Source organism: Hafnia sp. (assembly GCF_036648275.1).
GTDB lineage: Bacteria > Pseudomonadota > Gammaproteobacteria > Enterobacterales > Enterobacteriaceae > Hafnia > Hafnia alvei.
In genome coordinates this window covers 1-17,090 of sequence record NZ_JAVXIQ010000044.1, presented here as the reverse complement: position 1 = coordinate 17,090, position 17,090 = coordinate 1, and the positions used below count along the sequence as shown (strand labels likewise).

18 protein-coding genes and 1 tRNA gene are annotated in these 17,090 nt (G+C 51.3%); 16 read left to right on the top strand and 3 right to left on the bottom strand.

What is annotated here, in order from left to right; translation table 11 throughout:
* From RSC70_RS20100 to RSC70_RS20030, 15 genes are all read left to right on the top strand, one after another.
* Nucleotides 1–293 (top strand): phage virion morphogenesis protein (locus tag RSC70_RS20100; protein ID WP_332543399.1); only part of this gene is annotated, 293 nt, incomplete at its 5' end.
* Nucleotides 294–373: 80 nt separating this feature from the next.
* Nucleotides 374–967 carry a phage baseplate assembly protein V gene (locus RSC70_RS20095; RefSeq protein ID WP_332543397.1) on the top strand — a complete coding sequence of 198 codons (594 nt, stop codon included), beginning with the start codon at nucleotides 374–376 and terminating at the stop codon, nucleotides 965–967.
* The gene (locus tag RSC70_RS20090; protein ID WP_332543395.1) at nucleotides 964–1,311 is read left to right on the top strand and encodes a GPW/gp25 family protein; all 348 of its coding nucleotides are present in this window, start codon (nucleotides 964–966) and stop codon (nucleotides 1,309–1,311) included. Before RSC70_RS20095 ends, RSC70_RS20090 begins: the two co-directional genes overlap by 4 nt.
* Complete coding sequence (locus tag RSC70_RS20085; RefSeq protein WP_332543393.1) at nucleotides 1,311–2,219, top strand: baseplate assembly protein; 909 nt, start codon at nucleotides 1,311–1,313, stop codon at nucleotides 2,217–2,219. Before RSC70_RS20090 ends, RSC70_RS20085 begins: the two co-directional genes overlap by 1 nt.
* Nucleotides 2,212–2,751, top strand: a complete 540-nt coding sequence (locus RSC70_RS20080; protein WP_332543391.1) for a phage tail protein I — start codon at nucleotides 2,212–2,214, stop codon at nucleotides 2,749–2,751. Before RSC70_RS20085 ends, RSC70_RS20080 begins: the two co-directional genes overlap by 8 nt.
* 4 nt (nucleotides 2,752–2,755) lie before the next feature.
* A complete protein-coding gene (locus RSC70_RS20075) occupies nucleotides 2,756–4,915 on the top strand; it encodes a phage tail-collar fiber domain-containing protein (RefSeq protein WP_332543389.1) in 2,160 nt (719 codons plus the stop codon).
* Nucleotides 4,916–4,918: 3 nt separating this feature from the next.
* Nucleotides 4,919–5,458 carry a tail fiber assembly protein gene (locus RSC70_RS20070; protein ID WP_332543387.1) on the top strand — a complete coding sequence of 180 codons (540 nt, stop codon included), beginning with the start codon at nucleotides 4,919–4,921 and terminating at the stop codon, nucleotides 5,456–5,458.
* A 101-nt stretch (nucleotides 5,459–5,559) separates the two neighbouring features.
* Nucleotides 5,560–6,732, top strand: coding sequence for a phage tail sheath protein (locus tag RSC70_RS20065; protein WP_332543385.1), 1,173 nt, complete (start codon nucleotides 5,560–5,562; stop codon nucleotides 6,730–6,732).
* A gap of 18 nt (nucleotides 6,733–6,750) precedes the next feature.
* Nucleotides 6,751–7,266: a phage major tail tube protein gene (locus RSC70_RS20060; RefSeq protein WP_166493008.1), complete on the top strand. Its 516-nt coding sequence runs from the start codon at nucleotides 6,751–6,753 to the stop codon at nucleotides 7,264–7,266.
* A 54-nt stretch (nucleotides 7,267–7,320) separates the two neighbouring features.
* Entirely contained in the window at nucleotides 7,321–7,671 is a 351-nt protein-coding gene (locus RSC70_RS20055; RefSeq protein WP_332543381.1) for a phage tail assembly protein, read from the top strand.
* A 14-nt stretch (nucleotides 7,672–7,685) separates the two neighbouring features.
* Nucleotides 7,686–7,805 (top strand): GpE family phage tail protein, encoded by a 120-nt coding sequence (locus tag RSC70_RS20050; protein ID WP_070715247.1) that lies wholly within the window; start codon nucleotides 7,686–7,688, stop codon nucleotides 7,803–7,805.
* Nucleotides 7,798–10,476 carry a phage tail tape measure protein gene (locus RSC70_RS20045; protein WP_332543379.1) on the top strand — a complete coding sequence of 893 codons (2,679 nt, stop codon included), beginning with the start codon at nucleotides 7,798–7,800 and terminating at the stop codon, nucleotides 10,474–10,476. The genes RSC70_RS20050 and RSC70_RS20045 overlap by 8 nt, the downstream gene beginning before the upstream one ends.
* The gene (locus RSC70_RS20040; protein ID WP_166493010.1) at nucleotides 10,476–10,940 is read left to right on the top strand and encodes a phage tail protein; all 465 of its coding nucleotides are present in this window, start codon (nucleotides 10,476–10,478) and stop codon (nucleotides 10,938–10,940) included. Before RSC70_RS20045 ends, RSC70_RS20040 begins: the two co-directional genes overlap by 1 nt.
* A complete protein-coding gene (locus tag RSC70_RS20035; protein WP_332543374.1) occupies nucleotides 10,937–12,037 on the top strand; it encodes a phage late control D family protein in 1,101 nt (366 codons plus the stop codon). Before RSC70_RS20040 ends, RSC70_RS20035 begins: the two co-directional genes overlap by 4 nt.
* 66 nt (nucleotides 12,038–12,103) lie before the next feature.
* The gene (locus RSC70_RS20030; protein WP_131000476.1) at nucleotides 12,104–12,322 is read left to right on the top strand and encodes an ogr/Delta-like zinc finger family protein; all 219 of its coding nucleotides are present in this window, start codon (nucleotides 12,104–12,106) and stop codon (nucleotides 12,320–12,322) included.
* 173 nt (nucleotides 12,323–12,495) lie between these two features.
* Here RSC70_RS20030 and RSC70_RS20025 read toward each other — a convergent pair.
* Nucleotides 12,496–12,571 (bottom strand) — tRNA-Ile (locus RSC70_RS20025).
* Nucleotides 12,572–12,710: 139 nt separating this feature from the next.
* Here RSC70_RS20025 and mug point away from each other — a divergent pair.
* On the top strand, nucleotides 12,711–13,208 hold the full coding sequence (mug, locus tag RSC70_RS20020; RefSeq protein WP_332543371.1) for a G/U mismatch-specific DNA glycosylase: 498 nt from the start codon (nucleotides 12,711–12,713) through the stop codon (nucleotides 13,206–13,208).
* A gap of 69 nt (nucleotides 13,209–13,277) precedes the next feature.
* Here the strand turns inward: mug and rpoD are convergent, their stop codons facing one another.
* The gene (gene rpoD / locus RSC70_RS20015) at nucleotides 13,278–15,110 is read right to left on the bottom strand and encodes an RNA polymerase sigma factor RpoD (protein WP_025799013.1); all 1,833 of its coding nucleotides are present in this window, start codon (nucleotides 15,108–15,110) and stop codon (nucleotides 13,278–13,280) included.
* 259 nt (nucleotides 15,111–15,369) lie between these two features.
* Nucleotides 15,370–17,090 (bottom strand): DNA primase (gene dnaG / locus RSC70_RS20010; protein WP_332543368.1); only part of this gene is annotated, 1,721 nt, incomplete at its 5' end.

Here is a 17,090-nt window from a genome sequence, read left to right as displayed (position 1 = left end):
AGGCACGTAAGCCGCAAAAGCGTGACAAAAAAGGGCGAGTTAAGCGCAAGATGTTTCGCAAAATCCGCACGGCGCGTTATCTAAAAACGAAGGCGCAGCCTGATATGGCTGAGGTGCGATTTAATAATGGTCGGACAGAGCGCATTGCTGCCACGCATCAACTGGGCCTGCGTGAAAAATTTGGAAAGCGTGGTTTTATTGTTAAATATCCACAACGCAAGCTACTAGGCATGACGGAAATAGATATTGAGCGCGTAGGTGATGAATTAATTAACTACTTAAGCGAACATTAAACCTGTGGCTCTCATTGTGCTGTAAATCAAACAATCCCCCAGTAATGCACGTGCCATCGTCCTGATGGCACGCTATTCCTATGAATACAGAACTCAATGAACTCCTGCGTTTACTGCGCAACATGATCCGCACCGGCTGCATTATTGAAGTTGATGCAGATAAATGGCTGTGCCGTGTGGCTACTGGAGAAAACCAAACTGGCTGGATACCGTGGCTGACGATGCGCGCGGGAGCTGCGCGCACATGGTGGAAACCATCAATTGGGGAGCAGGTGCTATTGCTTGCCATTGGGGGCGAATTGACCACAGCTTTTGCGCTACCTGCTATCTATTCCGATGAAAATCCGCCGCCGTCCCAATCTGAAAATGCGTTGGTGGTGACGTTCCCCGATGGCGCCCATTTCGAATATGACCCTGAGAGCAGCAAATTATTGATAAGCGGCATCAAGCAGCTGGTGCTGGTCGCGTCAGAAGAAGTCTTTTTTGATACGCCAAAAGTGCGCTGCGCCACCTTGCTAGAAACACCGCAAATGTCCGTCACTGAGGGCGGAACCATGAACGGGGATATTACTCACAGCGGCGGCAAGCTTTCGTCTAATGGTGTGGTGGTCGATGCGCATAAACACAGCGACGTGAAGTCGGGCGGGGATAACTCTGGGGAGCCAGTGAAATGAAATATCTGGGTATGAATCAGCTAACCGGCAAACGGATTACCGAGCTTGAGCATATACGGCAATCCGTGCGGGATATTTTGGTGACCCCCGTGGGTTCTCGTCTTGCGCGTCGTGAATATGGCTCGTTATTGCCAGAGCTCATCGACTGGCCGCAAAACGATGCGGTCAAGTTGCAGGTGATGGCGGCAAGTTATACCGCCATTAGCCGCTGGGAGCCGCGCATTAAGCTGCAGCGTATCCAAATTAATACGGAAATGAATGGCGCAATGACCGTTGAATTATCCGGTGCACGAACCGATGGCAGTCCCGCTAGTTTGTCTATTTCACTGGGAGAACATTCCTGATGGCGTCCGTTGATTTGTCACAACTGCCAGCCCCTAATGTGGTGGAGGCGTTGGATTTTGAAACCTTGCTGACTGAACGCAAAAACTTTCTGATTTCGCTGTATCCCGCTGACGAGCAGGACGCTGTGCGGCGCACACTGCAGCTGGAATCTGAACCCATTGTTAAGCTGCTGCAGGAAAATGCTTACCGTGAATTACTGCTGCGCCAGCGAGTCAACGAGGCCGCGCAGGCGGTTATGGTGGCGTATGCGCTCGGCAGTGATTTGGACCAGCTTGCCGCCAACAACGATGTGACTCGCTTGGTGGTGATGCCTGCTGACGCGGACACTATTCCACCGGTGGATGCGGTGATGGAGTCCGATACCGATTTGCGCGCCCGTATTCCTGCCGCTTTTGAAGGGCTATCCGTTGCGGGTCCATCGGCGTCTTATCAGTATCACGCCTTGAGTGCGGACGGACGGGTGGCCGATGTGAGCGCGATTAGTCCCGAACCTGCGCAGGTGGTGGTCACCGTGTTAGCACGCGCGGGAGATGGTCAAGCAGATGCCGAATTATTGGCAGCGGTAAGAAATGCCCTGAATGATGAAAACGTGCGTCCCGTGGCGGATCGCCTGACCGTGCAGTCAGCGCAGATTGTGTCTTACACCATCAACGCGGTGTTGTATGTCTATCAGGGGCCGGAGTCTGAACCCATTCTGGCCGCGGCTAAAAACAGCTTAAAAAACTATATCAGTACCCAGCGACGACTGGGGCGAGACATCCGCATATCAGCCTTGCACGCTGCGCTACATGTTGAGGGTGTGCAGCGTGTCGAACTCACTGAACCAAAACAAGACGTGATCCTAGATAAAGCACAGGCGGCGTATTGCACTGACTGGCGCGTAGCGATTGGGGGATCTGATGAATGAGCCTAGCCTGCTGCCATCGTCTGCCTCTGCGCTAGAACGTCGGTTGGCGCAAACCTGCAAAGGGATTAACGATCTGCAAGTGCCGTTACGTGACCTATGGAACCCTGAAACCTGCCCCATTGCGTTTTTACCTTATCTGGCGTGGTCCCGTTCGGTTGACCGCTGGGATGAGCATTGGCCGGAGGAAACCAAGCGGCAGGTGGTGGCTGATGCGTTTTATATCCATAGCCGAAAGGGCACTATCAGCGCTATTCGTCGCGTGGTTGAACCGCTGGGATACCTAATTAACGTCAGTGAGTGGTGGGAAAATAATGACCCCGCAGGCACATTCCGGCTGGATATCGGGGTGTTGGAAAGCGGTATAGATGAGGCGATGTATCAGGAAATGGAACGCCTGATCGCTGATGCCAAGCCGGTCAGCCGTCACCTGATCGGGCTGACCATTATTCAAGACGTCGCGGGCTATGCCTATACCGGTGCCGCCGTATATGACGGCGACATTATCACTGTTTATCCCGACGAAGGGAGCTAATGCCATGGCGCAAAAATATAAAGCCGTACTCACAACCGTCGGTGCAGCCAAGATTGCCGCCGCTACAGCGGGCGGGGCTAAAATTAACCTGACACAGATGGCCGTGGGTGATGGCGGTGGTTCATTGCCGACACCCGTACCCACGCAAACTAAGCTGATTGCGGAGAAGCACCGCGCCGCACTTAATAAGGTGATCGTTGATCCCAAAAAGAAGAATTATTTAGTGGCCGAGTTGGTTATTCCACCGGAGATTGGCGGCTTTTGGATGCGTGAGCTCGGTCTCTATGACGACACCGGCGCGCTGATTGCGGTCAGTAATATGGCCGAGAGTTACAAGCCACTGTTATCCGAAGGCTCTGGCCGTGCGCAGACCCTGCGCATGGTGGTGATTGTCAGCGATATGGACACGGTCAATTTGCTGATTGATAGCTCAACCGTGCTTGCTACACAGGAATACGTTGACGATAAATTGCTGGAGCATGAGCAATCGCGCCGCCATCCTGATGCCACGCTCAAAGAGAAAGGTTTTACCCAACTGAGCAGCGCCACCAATAGCGACAGCGAGGCGTTAGCGGCTACCCCTAAAGCCGTCAAAGCGGCCTATGATTTGGCAAACGGCAAATATACCGCGCAGGACGCGAGCACGGCTCAAAAAGGGATCGTTCAGCTTAGCAGCGCCACAGATAGCAGCAGCGAGACATTAGCCGCCACGCCGAAAGCGGTTAAAGGGGCTTTTGATAAGGCATCCGAGGCCGATAATCATGCGAAAACCGCCGACGACAATGCGGGGAAAGCAAACCAGAATGCGAATGGTCGCCTCGCTAAAGACCAGAACGGTGCGGATATTCCCAATAAACCGGTGTTTATCGAAAACCTCGGTTTAAACGATACCGTCAATAAGGCAGCAAACGCGCTACCAATTATTAACAAAGTGCTTAGCGTGGATTTAAATACGTTAGGTGGCTATGAGCATGCGGGTGTTTATCGTCAAAACGCTGATGTTAGCGCGCTAGCCGATAAGCACTATCCTATCCAATTATCGGGAACATTATTAGTGACGCCCTCAGCATACGGGTGTCAGCAGGAATACACGACCTATTCAGCATCACGAAAGTTTCTACGTAGTTTATCCAGTGTGTGGAACGGAAGTGGTCCGTGGACTCAGTGGGTAGAAGTTTATTCGGAAAGTCATAAACCCTCGGCGCATGACGTTGGATCTATTTCGACAGCACGACAAATGCTATCCAACGGTATCAATCAGGATGGTGTCGCAAGCAATAATTTAAATAACGTGACGCCTAACTCTACCGCCTTTATTTACTCTGATACGTTGAATAATACGTCAGGTAGAAACCTTGTTTTATTCGACTATATGAATCAGCAGTTTGACCGATATCGCGTTCAACTTGGTTTTTGTTATGACTCCGGTGGTGGTGTTTTTGGCAGAACCAAAAATGGTGATAGCTCAATCTGGAATGGCATGTTTGAGTTTTATACCACGGCAAAGAAACCGACGCCCAGAGAGATTGAAGCCGTGCCGTCTGCCGGTGGGAGTGTTGGATACCTAGATAGTGCGAAGTATTACGATACTAAGCCAGATATTGAGCCCCGTGGTTCGGGAGCATTCAATACCCAACTGAATTCAGGTGCGCCGTTCTACGTGCAAAATTTCAGTTGGGCACCAAATTCAGGTGGTCATTACGTCCCACTGGTGAAAGGCCGCTCTGTTCGAATCGGTCAAGGCTGGCCGTCAGCCGTATCGTTTGGCTATCTGTTGCCGGGTGGTGATAGAGGGTTTGCTCAACCGAGTATTCATGTTATCGGGGATGGTATTGACCGAGCTTGGGTGTTTGACCCCGCAACTGGAGCCATCAATATTGGTGGTGTGGGTAATGTTGCTTCCGAAGCCTATGCCCAAAACAGTGCCAATGATGCGCGAGAGCAAGCTAAAACATGGGCGTATCAGAATCTAGTCAGTGATATCAGGCAATCAGGTGTGACTTATATTGATGCAGGGAAAAACTCAGGTCAGTGCTTAGTGCCCAGTGGGGCCGTGCTCATTGGCACTCAGGTCAATGGGGAGTGGGATAACAATGAGGGGTTCTATTACAGTTGGATACAGAAAAATATCAACGGTAACTGGATCACGATTGCGCGAGGTTAAAGCATGAATTTTTTTGAAAGGTTTACTCGATATCAACCCAAAGCAGGTGAACAGGCAGAATTTGCAGAAACGCATAATGTGATGTTTTTACGTGCGGAAGACGGAACGGACTGGTATGACGCTCAGAAGAAATTTGCTGCTGACACCATGAAACTTGTCATTGATGATGAGGGCATTATTTGTGCTTTTTCACGTGACATAACGACGCTTTGGCCTATCGATAGAAGCGTGGCAGAGGTGGCATACTCCACAAAATTCAATGATGTTTGGATCGATGGTGGATGGCAGTATCGGGACGGGAAAGTAGCCCCCCGTGTTTATACGCTGGCTGAGCAAGTTGAACAAGCCGAAAACAAAAAGTCTCAACTGATGGCTGAAGCAAACCAAAAAATTACGCCGTTACAGGATGCGGTAGATTTAGGGATGGCAACAGAAGCAGAATTAAATAGCCTAACCACATGGCGAACCTATCGGGTGTTGTTGAGTCGGGTGGATACGTCAACGGCTCCTGATGTGGTTTGGCCTGAGATGCCTACAGTCTGATCCCTCTGGGTATTGTGCCAACGTTGTCACAATGCCCACCGCATGATTCTTTTTCCCCTCTCTTTCACCATAGCGGAACACCTGAACAGGAGATCCGCTTTATGGCTCAAGATTATCACCACGGTGTGCGCGTCCAAGAAATCAACGAAGGCACGCGCACCATCACCACCGTCAGTACGGCCATCATCGGGATGGTTTGCACCGGCGACGATGCGGACCAAACCGCGTTCCCTCTTAATAAGCCCGTGCTTATCACCGATGTGCTAACCGCAATCGGTAAAGCAGGCACCACCGGCACACTGGCGCAATCCTTGGATGCAATTGCTGACCAATGTAAACCCGTTGTGGTGGTGGTTCGTGTCGAGCAGGGGGAAACCGAAGCGGAAACCACGACCAATATTATTGGTTCGGTCACCGCAGAGGGCAAGAAAACCGGATTAAAAGCGCTATTGGCCGCGCAGGCTCAACTGGGCGTAAAACCGCGTATTTTGGGTGTTCCTGCACATGACACGCAGGCCGTCGCTACCGAGCTAGCTTCAATTTCGCAGCAGTTGCGCGCCTTTGCTTATGTGAGCGCCTATGGCTGCAAAACCATCGAAGAAGTGATCGCCTATCGTGAGAATTTCAGCCAGCGTGAACTGATGCTGATTTGGCCTGACTTTATCAACTGGGACACGGTGACCAATGCCGATGGCATTGCGTATGCCACCGCGCGTGCATTGGGGTTGCGAGCCAAGATTGATGAAGAGACCGGCTGGCATAAATCCCTGTCTAACGTGGGCGTGAACGGTGTCACTGGTTTGTCTGCTGATGTCTATTGGGATTTACAGAACACAGCCACCGATGCCGGATTACTCAACCAGAACGACATCACCACGCTTATTCGCAAAGACGGTTTCCGTTTTTGGGGGTCCCGCTGCTGTTCGGACGATCCGCTGTTTGCCTTTGAATGTTATACCCGCACCGCGCAGGTATTAGCTGACACGATGGCCGAAGCGCATATGTGGGCGATTGATAAGCCGCTGACGCCGTCACTGGTGCGCGACATTATCGAAGGCATTAACGCCAAACTGCGTGAAATGGTTTCAGGCGGCTATCTGCTGGGCGGGCGTTGCTATTTGGATGCGGATAGTAATACCAAAGACACGTTGAAGGCGGGCAAGTTGTTGCTGGATTACGACTACACCCCCGTCCCGCCGCTGGAAAACCTGCTGTTACGCCAGCGTATCACTGATTCATACCTGATGGATTTCACTTCAAAGGTAAAGGCTTAGGGCTAAGGGGAACAACCAATGGCATTACCTCGTAAGTTTAAGTATCTGAACATGTTCAGCGATGGCATTAACTGGATGGGGATCGTGGAGTCCTTCACTCTGCCAAAACTGACCCGTAAATTTGAAAAATACCGTGGCGGCGGAATGAACGGCTCGGCGGATGTTGATCTGGGTCTGGATGATGGGGCGCTGGAGTGTGAATTCACGCTGGGCGGCACGGAGTTGCTGCTGTTTAAACAGTGGGGCGCAGCAAAGGCGGACGCGGTGATGCTGCGTTTTACCGGCTCCATTCAGCGCGATGATTCCGGAGAAGTGCAGGCCGTCGAAGTGGTGGTGCGCGGACGTTACAAAGAAATTGACGGCGGTGATACCAAGCAGGGCGACAGCTCAACCACCAAAGTCCCTTTCTCACCGACGTATTACAAATTGACGATTAACGGCGAAGAGCTGATCGAAGTTGACACCATCAACATGATTGAGCGCGCAAATGGCGTTGATTTGCTTGAAGCGCACCGCACGGCTATTGGCCTGTAATTCTCATTTTATGCGCGGTTAGCGCCGCGCTTATTTCATTAAGTAGGTATCACTATGACAACGAAGAAGAACGACGCGGAGCAGCCGGTGACCGTGGATATTGCCACCGGCGAAGTGACCGAAAAAACCGTGGATTTAGATACGCCCATTCAGCGCGGTAATACCACTATCACGCAGATTGTGGTGCGCAAACCGCAGTCGGGAGCATTGCGCGGTTGCCGCCTGCAAGCGCTGATGGAAATGGATGTGGATAATATGACGCTGGTTCTACCACGTGTGACAACGCCAGCGCTTACCCGCGCGGAAGTCCTGATGCTCGATCCGGCGGACTTAATCACCTTGAGTACGGAGGTGGTGCTTTTTTTGCTGCCGAATCGGGTGAAGTCCGATATCCCGACAGCTTGATGGTGGAAGATTTGGTGGCGGACGTTGCCACCATTTTCCACTGGTCACCTGCCGTCACTGACGACATGTCACTGCCTGAACTGCTGGAGTGGCGGCACCGAGCCATATTACGCAGTGGTGCTAGTGATGAGTGATAAAAATTTGCGGCTGCAGGTGGTCCTCAACGCCGTTGATAAACTAACCCGACCTTTCAAAATGGCACAGGCCAGCACGCGAGCGCTGGCCCAAGATGTCAAAAATTCCCGCGATGCACTCAAACGGCTTGATGAAGCCGGTCAAAAACTCACGTCTTTTAATGCGCTATCTAATGCTGTCCGTCAGACGGGCAACGAACTCGATCAAGCCAAGTTAAAAGCGCAAATGATGACCCGTGAGCTGTCCCAGCTGGAAAGTCCGACCAAGAAACAGACGCAGGCATTAGAGGCGCAATGGCGCGCCGTGAATAAGCTGGAGACTAAGCAGCGTGAAAGCGTGGCCCAAATGGGGAAAACACGCGCTGAACTTTACCGCATGGGTATTTCGGCCAAGAGTGGTGAACAAGCCACGGCGCGGATCACGACTGAAACCGAACGCTACAATGCAAAGTTAAAAGAGCAGGAACGGTTGCTAAAACGCACCGGTGAGCAACAGCGCAAAATCTCTGCAGCCAAGGCCCAATACGGCAAAACGCTGGACATGCGCAACCGGATTGCCGGTGCGGGGGCAACCTCGACGGCGGCAGGGTTAGCCATCGGTGCGCCGGTTCTTGGGGCGGTAAAAAGTTACAGCCAGATTGAGGACGCCATGAAAGGCGTCGCCAAGCAGGTCAATGCTCTACTGGATGATAAGGGGGGGCGCACGGCGCAGTATTACGAACTGCAAAAAGACATCCAGCGCCTAAGTGAAACGCTGCCGATGGCAAACGGCGCAGCTGATATTGCCGCGTTGGTAGAAGGTGGCGCGCGTATGGGGGTGACGAACGACAGCGACCCATGGGCGAAGCAGAAAAAAGACCTACTAAACTTTGCCGCTGTATCGGCAAAGGCATCCAAAGCCTTTGAAATGCCCGCCGACCAATTAGCGGAAGATCTCGGCAAGATTGCGTTTTTGTACAAAATCCCTATTAGCAATTTGGAAGAGCTGGGCGACACGCTCAACTATTTGGACGATAACGCGCAATCCAAAGGGGCGGACATCATCAATGTGATGCAGCGCATGGGCGATATTGCCGACAAGATGGATTACAAACAGGCGGCGGCGTTGGGGTCCACCTTCCTTTCCCTTGGTGCTGCGCCAGAGGTGGCAGCGTCAGCGAGTAAGGCGATGGTGCGTGAATTGGGGATCGCCTCCATGCAGGGCAAGCGCTTTATTCAGGGAATGAACACGCTGGGCCTGAATGCGAATAAATTGGAAAAAGGTATTGCCAATAATGCGGTGGCAACCATTCAGGATGTATTGGGGCGCATCAAAGGATTGTCCAAAGAGAAACAGCTCAGTGTTATGACGCAGCTGTTTGGCAAAGAGTTTGGCGACGATGCGCAGAAGCTAGGGCTTAACATTGATGAATTTATTCGGCAGCTCGGCCTAACACAGAAGGCGGGGGCTAAAGGTTCAATGCAGCGTGAGTCTGACATTGATAAAAACTCTCTCTCTTCCCAGTACCTGCTACTGCAAACCGGTGTCAAAAATACCTTTGCTTCACTGGGGGAAACGCTGCGTGATCCGCTGCTGGAAGTGATTGACCTCGCCAAGCGTGCCACCGGTGCCTTTCGTCGCTTTGTTGAAGAAAACCCACGGCTGGCCGGTGGGTTCGTTAAAGCCGCCGCCGGTGCTTCTCTGCTTTTAGCTGGGTTTGGTGGGCTTGCTATCACGCTGGCTGGACTCCTTGGTCCTTACGCTGCTTTACGCTTTGGGCTCAGTCTGCTGGGAATGAAGCTGCCAAGCATTATCGGTTTGCTTGGTGGTTTGGCTAAAGTCTTTCGCTTTGTCGGTACGGCAGTGTTGTGGCTAGGGCGTGCAATGTTGGCTAACCCTCTATTGGCTATTCTGGCGGGCATTGCGATGGCCGCAATTTATATTTGGCAGAACTGGGACACGTTGGGACCCAAAATCAAGGCGCTATGGGCCAGTATTAGCCAATGGACAAGTGAAACATGGAACGCGATCACGTTGTTTATCGGGAATAAATGGGCGGAAATTGTGGCAGGTGTACAAGCGTTACCGGCGCAGTTTGTCGAGGCTGGGCGCAATATGATCGACAGTCTGCTGGCGGGAATTAATGAGAAGTGGGAAACCTTGAAAGCCAAACTCACATCGTTATCCAGCTATCTGCCGGACTGGATGAAATCAGATAAAACAGCGGGGCCGGTTGTTGGGGCCGGTGGTGCGCCAATCCCTAGCCCGTCGGGTCTAAGCTTTGCGGGAATGTATGACAGCGGTGGCACCATCCCATCAGGGCAGTTTGGCATCGTTGGGGAGCGTGGGCCTGAATTGGTTAACGGTCCTGCACGCGTGACGGGCCGCAAACAAACAGCGGTTATGGCAGCCGTAGCCGCGCTGGGCATGAGTGCCGCAGTTCCTGCTGCCGCTGCGCCTCTCCACCCATTCAGTTTACCGGCGGCAGAGTATCGGGCTGCACCGGTAGTGGCGGTCAATGCGGCCAGTACATCACCGGCAGCAGGTAATCACACCGAGATCCATATTCACGCCGCGCCAAGCCAATCGCCGCAAGATATTGCGCGCATGGTGATGCAGGCAATGGATGAGCGAGATCGTAAACAACAGGCGCGTGCGCGCAGTGGATTTAGTGACAGGGGGATTTTCTGATGATGCTGACGCTGGGATTATTTGTATTCATGTTGCAAACGGTGCCTTATCAGGAGCTACAGCTGCAAAAGGCGTGGCGTCACGCCACGAATAGCCGTGTGGGCCTGCGTCCCTCGTCGCAGTTTTTGGGACCGGATACTGACACCGTGACGCTGACAGGGCAGCTATTCCCCGCCTTAACCGGTGGACGGCTCTCTATGTTGACGCTGGAGATGATGGCGGAAACCGGCAAGGCGTGGTCCTTGCTGGATGGTGCGGGAACGATTTACGGCATGTTCGTGATCGAGAGTATTAACCAAACGAAAAAGGTTTTCTTTCGTGACGGCTCGGCGCGCCAGATTGAGTTCACCATTACGTTAAAGCGCGTGGATGAATCACTGGCTGAAATGTTTGGCGATCTGGGTGACCAGCTCAATCAGATGAAGGTCAGTGCAACGGATGCACTAAGCGGGATGTTGTCATGATCGCACCGGACTGGGTAAGCGGGCAGGATAATGCACCCGCATTTAGTTTGAAGATGGACGGTGATGACATTACGGCAAAGATTGAAAAGCGCCTGATGTCGCTGACGTTAACAGATAACCGTGGCTTTGAAGCTGACCAGTTGGATATTGAGCTGGATGATACCGACGGCGCGCTAGCGTTACCGCGCCGTGGTGTTGGATTAAGTCTCTCTCTTGGATGGAAAGGCAAACCGTTAACCCCTAAAGGCTTATTTGTGGTGGATGAGATTGAGCATTCCGGTGCGCCGGATAAGCTGACCCTGCGTGCGCGTAGTGCCGACTTTCGAGACACCCTAAATATCCAACGCGAGGCCTCGTACCACGACAAGACGCTGGGCGACATCGTGACGACCATTGCCAAGCGCAATAAGCTGGATGTGGCATTGGATAGCACGCTGGAGAAGGTAAAAATCCCCCACGTCGATCAAACCAATGAATCAGACGGCAGTTTTTTGACGCGATTGGCAAAGCAAGAAGGCGCAGTGGCGTCGGTGAAAGGGGGCAAGTTGCTGTTTATCCGCCAAGGGCAGGGCAGAACGGCCAGCGGCAAACCCATCCCAGCAGTCACGATCAAACGCGGCGATGGTGACCAGCACCGCTTTGGATTGGCTGATCGTGGGGCTTATACCGGCGTTACTGCGAGCTGGTTAAATACGCGAGAGCCAAAGAAAAAAGAGCAGGTAGCGGTCAAGCGTAAACGCAAAACTAAGAGTAAGGCGAAACCCAAGGAGCCGGAGGCTAAACAGGGAGATTACCTGATGGGAGCTGAAGGCAATGTGTTGGTGTTGGGTCACACCTATGCCAATAAGGGCAACGCTGAGCGAGCAGCCAAGGCAGCATGGCAAAAATTGCAGCGCGGTGTGGCGACGTTTTCCATCCAGTTGGCCCGTGGCCGTGCCGAGTTATATCCAGAAGTGCCGGTTAAGGTTCAGGGATTCAAAGCGGAAATAGACGCGGCGGACTGGTTGCTAACGACGGTTATGCATTCTTTAAGCGATGGCGGCTATACAACGGCGCTAGAGTTGGAAGTGAAGATTGATGATCTAGGCATGGAATAGATATACCCCATTTTGTGATTATGGTTTAAAATTATTCACAATTGGGATTTCTTTGGGGGAGCTATCATGATGAATTGTCCACTATGTGGGTGTCCAGCACATACAAGAAGTAGTTTCGTTGTCACCAGCGAAACCAAAGAACGCTATCACCAATGCACTAATATCAATTGCAGCCTGACGTTTGTTTCTCATGAAACGGTAGTAAGAGTCATATCCAAACCACAGCTAATAAATATGGTTGAGCCACATCCGGCTAAAAATGGTCAGTCAGTTTTAGCCTTTTAGTTCTGTTTAACTCTTTTTTTTGCCCACTTTTGAGTGGGCTTTTTTTTGTGCGTAAGTGAGTGGGACGTAAAAAGAAAAAAAACCTGCTGCCATTTTGCTGCCAATTAGTTATCAGAAACAAAAAAGCCACTTCGTATGAAGTGGCCTAAATGACTGAATCTAAAGCTAAAATTTGGTGGCCCCTGCTGGACTTGAACCAGCGACCAAGCGATTATGAGTCGCCTGCTCTAACCACTGAGCTAAGGGGCCGAGTGGCGGGGATTATAGAGTAAAAGCGGGCATGAGATCCAGTAGCTTTGTGGCGGTTGCAGCTTTTTTGAGCATAGCTAGATCGTTGTAATTTCTGTAAGATCTTAGCCATTCGTAAATTGAATAGGATGTAAGACAGATGCTTCAGGACATTATAGCTCCCGACCTTCGTGTCGTTTTTTGTGGGATTAACCCGGGATTAAGTTCGGCGCATCAGGGTTTTCATTTTGCTAATCCGACAAATCGCTTCTGGAAAGTCATTCATCTGGCCGGATTCACCCAACGGCAGTTGGCTCCGCAGGATGAGCAGCATTTGTTGGATACCGGCTGTGGTATCACCGCGTTAGTTTCTCGTCCAACCGTTACGGCTGCGGAAGTTACGCGCGCAGAGCTACGTGCAGGCGGTGATGCGCTTGAGGAGAAGATCCTGCGCTATCAGCCGCAATCTATCGCTATCCTCGGTAAGCAGGCGTATACGCAGGCATTTGGCGTTCGAAAGGTGGAGTGGGGGCGCCAAGAGAAGGTGATTGGGAAAACTCAAATTTGGGTGCTGCCAAACCCGAGTGGTCTGAGCCGGATCACCGTTGATGAGCTGGTGGCGAGCTATCGGGTTCTCAATGATGCACTTGGTCAATAAGCGATGATGTTGATGCAATAAAAAACCCGCACGAGGCGGGTTTTTGTGTTTAGCGCGATGTGGAAGAAATTAATCGTCCAAGAAGCTGCGTAATACTTCAGAACGGCTTGGGTGGCGCAGTTTGCGCAGTGCCTTCGCTTCGATCTGACGAATACGTTCACGGGTAACGTCAAACTGTTTACCCACTTCTTCCAGAGTATGGTCAGTATTCATATCGATACCGAAACGCATACGCAGGACTTTCGCTTCACGCGCGGTCAGGCCAGACAGAACATCACGCGTTGCAGAACGCAGGCTCTCGGAGGTTGCAGAGTCCAGCGGCAATTCAAGCGTGGTATCTTCAATGAAGTCGCCCAGATGTGAATCTTCATCATCACCGATTGGGGTTTCCATTGAGATCGGCTCTTTTGCAATTTTCAGCACTTTGCGGATCTTGTCTTCTGGCATCATCATGCGTTCAGCCAGTTCTTCCGGCGTCGGCTCACGGCCCATCTCTTGCAGCATCTGACGGGAAATACGGTTGAGTTTGTTAATCGTCTCAATCATATGTACCGGAATACGGATGGTACGCGCCTGGTCCGCGATAGAACGGGTAATCGCCTGACGGATCCACCATGTTGCGTAGGTGGAGAACTTATAACCACGGCGGTATTCAAACTTATCAACCGCTTTCATCAGACCGATGTTACCTTCCTGAATCAAATCCAGGAACTGAAGGCCACGGTTGGTGTATTTCTTCGCGATAGAAATAACCAGACGTAAGTTCGCCTCAACCATCTCTTTTTTCGCACGGCGCGCTTTAGCTTCGCCGATAGACATACGACGGTTGATGTCTTTAACCTGCTCGATGGTCAGACCGGTTTCTTCTTCGATCTGATGCAGTTTTTGCAGGCTACGTTCAACGTCTTCACGTACGTCTTTTAGCTTCTCGCCCCAAGGCTTAGCCATTGCCAGCGCTGCTTCGAACCAAGTGGTGTTGGTTTCGTTGCCGGTGAACAGGGTGATGAAGTTTTTCTTCGGCATTTTGCTCTGTTCAACACACAGCTTCATGATCAGACGTTCTTGTGTACGAACGCGATCCATCATCTGACGCATGTTGTTGACCAGATAGTCAAACTGCTTCGGCACTAAACGGAACTGTTTGAAAACTTCAGAAAGATTCAGGATCTCTTCTGCTGCTTTCGCGTGGCTGCGGCCATGAGTTTTGATCGCTACACGTGTTTTTTCATACTGCTCACGCAGTTCAGAGAATTTCTGACGTGCCAGTTCAGGGTCGATGCTGTTGTCATCTTCGCTGTCGTCGTCTTCGTCTTCTTCTTCATCGTCGTCATTCAGATCTTCTGAAGAGAGCTCAGAACCGACGTTGGTCGCGGTTGGCGCCAGATCTTCTTCTGCGTTAGGGTCGACAAAACCGGTAATGATATCGGACAGACGTGCTTCTTCTGCCTCTACACGGTCATACTGTTCAAGCAGGTAAGTAATTGCTTCTGGGTACTCGGCAACAGAGCACTGAACCTGATTGATACCGTCTTCGATACGTTTAGCGATGTCGATTTCGCCTTCACGGGTCAGAAGTTCAACGGTACCCATTTCACGCATATACATGCGAACGGGGTCAGTCGTGCGGCCGATCTCGGATTCTACGCTTGATAATACCTGCACAGCGGCTTCGGCAGCATCTTCGTCAGCAATGTTTTCTGCCAGCATCAAATCATCGGCGTCAGGTGCTTCTTCCATCACCTGAATACCCATGTCATTAATCATCTGGATGATGTCTTCGATCTGGTCGGAGTCGACGATATCTTCCGGCAGATGGTCATTGACCTCAGCATAGGTCAGGTAGCCTTGCTCCTTGCCCTTGGTAACAAGAAGTTTTAGCTGTGACTGCGGGTTTTGCTCCATAAGACGGTATCCACACTTCAGAGTTTAAATCGGTGTTGGGCAGCAGAACCGCCAACAATAACTGACACGGGTTTTTTTCATTGCGCGCCGCTCCCCGGTATTGCGGCATTATACGGGGGCTTGTCCCCGCTTTTCATCGGCACTTAAGCCGTAATTCAGTTTTTAATCGTTAACTCAATGTGTTGTCGGTTTGGGAAGTGTTTGCCATTCCGAGTTCACACTGGGTGGTACGATTAAAATAAATAGGTAATTTTGGTGATTAACTCTTTTTTGCCAATGCTTGGTTGAGTGCCCATAGTTCTCGTCGTTGATCGGCGTTTAAGCCTTGGGTTCGATCCAACGCGATGAGTTCTTCCTGACGTTGCTCGAGCATAGAGTCATACAGACTGCCCAATGTATCGACGAACGTTTGGTGAACCATGTCCTCAATAACCATGTGGTTCCAGGTTGCTAAAGTTTCAAGCTGTTGGGCATATTTATTATCACGATATAGCTCAATCAACTGACCCGTTGTTAACCCAGGCTGCGCTAGGCAGGTTTCAACCAATTCTATAAATAATGGCAATCCAGGCAGTTGATGTTCCCTTAAACCTTCAAGCGTAGGGACTTCAGCCGCCAATGATGGATTTTGTACCAGTAATCCTATAAGTATACGCATAGTCGTGCGTTTTAGCTGAGGCTGCTGGTAACTATTTGCTGACTCGGCCTGTCGTGGTAGCAGCTTATCAAGCTGACTATCATCGAGAATGCCTAACTTCTGACCTAAAAACTGCCGTAGGTACAACCTTAGGGTTTCACCTGGGATCTGTCCAATCAGCGGTAAAGCTAAAGCACTGAGCTTAGTACGCCCATCGGGAGTACTCAAATCGACCTGTGGCATCAACGTATCAAATAAGAATGCTGACAGCGGTTGGGCTTGCTCAATGCGTTGTTCAAATGCCGCGGTACCTTCTTTGCGCACCAGCGTATCCGGGTCTTCACCATCGGGCAGGAACATAAACTTCAACTGCCGACCATCGGATAAAAACGGCAGCGCGGTTTCCAGCGCTCGCCATGCGGCTTCACGTCCGGCGTTATCGCCGTCGTAGCAGCACACCACGGTATCTGTGGTGCGGAACATCAGTTGAATGTGCTCGGATGTGGTCGAGGTTCCCAGCGAAGCAACGGCATAATCAATGCCAAACTGCGCGAGTGCCACCACATCCATATAACCTTCAACGACCAGCAATTTAGCCAATTCTGGATGGCGTTGCTGTGCTTCATACAGGCCGAAAAGCTGACGGCCTTTATGGAAAATATCTGTTTCGGGGGAGTTTAAGTATTTTGGCGTACCATCACCCAATATACGGCCACCGAAAGCAATAACGCGTCCACGCCTATCGCGGATAGGGAACATCACGCGGTCGCGGAAGCGGTCGTACGTGCGACCATTGTCATTATTAACCAGCATACCGGCATCATTAAGCGCTGTGCGGCTTGCGAGATCGCGTCCAAAGCGTTTGAGCGCGTTATCCCAGCCCGGCGGTGCATAGCCGATAGCAAAGTGGTCGATGATTTCTTGGCTCAGTCCACGCTGCATTAAATATTGCTGCGCTGATTGGCTGCTTGGTTGACGTAAAGCCTGCTGATAAAAAGTACTAAGGCTATCCATCAACTGATACAGATTTTGACGCTGGTGACGCTCAATCTGGCTTGGACCGGTTCCTGCTTCGTAAGGAATTTCCAAACCTGCCATAGTCGCCAACTCTTCAACGCTCTCAACAAACTCAAGTCTGTCGTAGTTCATCAAGAAGTCGATGGCGTTACCATGGGCTCCACAGCCAAAGCAGTGGTAAAACTGTTTGTCCGCGTTCACGGTGAATGAAGGGGTTTTCTCGTTATGGAATGGACAGCAGGCATGATAGTTCTTGCCCTGCTTTTTTAACTTCACACGCGCATCGACCAGATCGACAATATCGGTCCGAGCTAGCAAGTCATTTA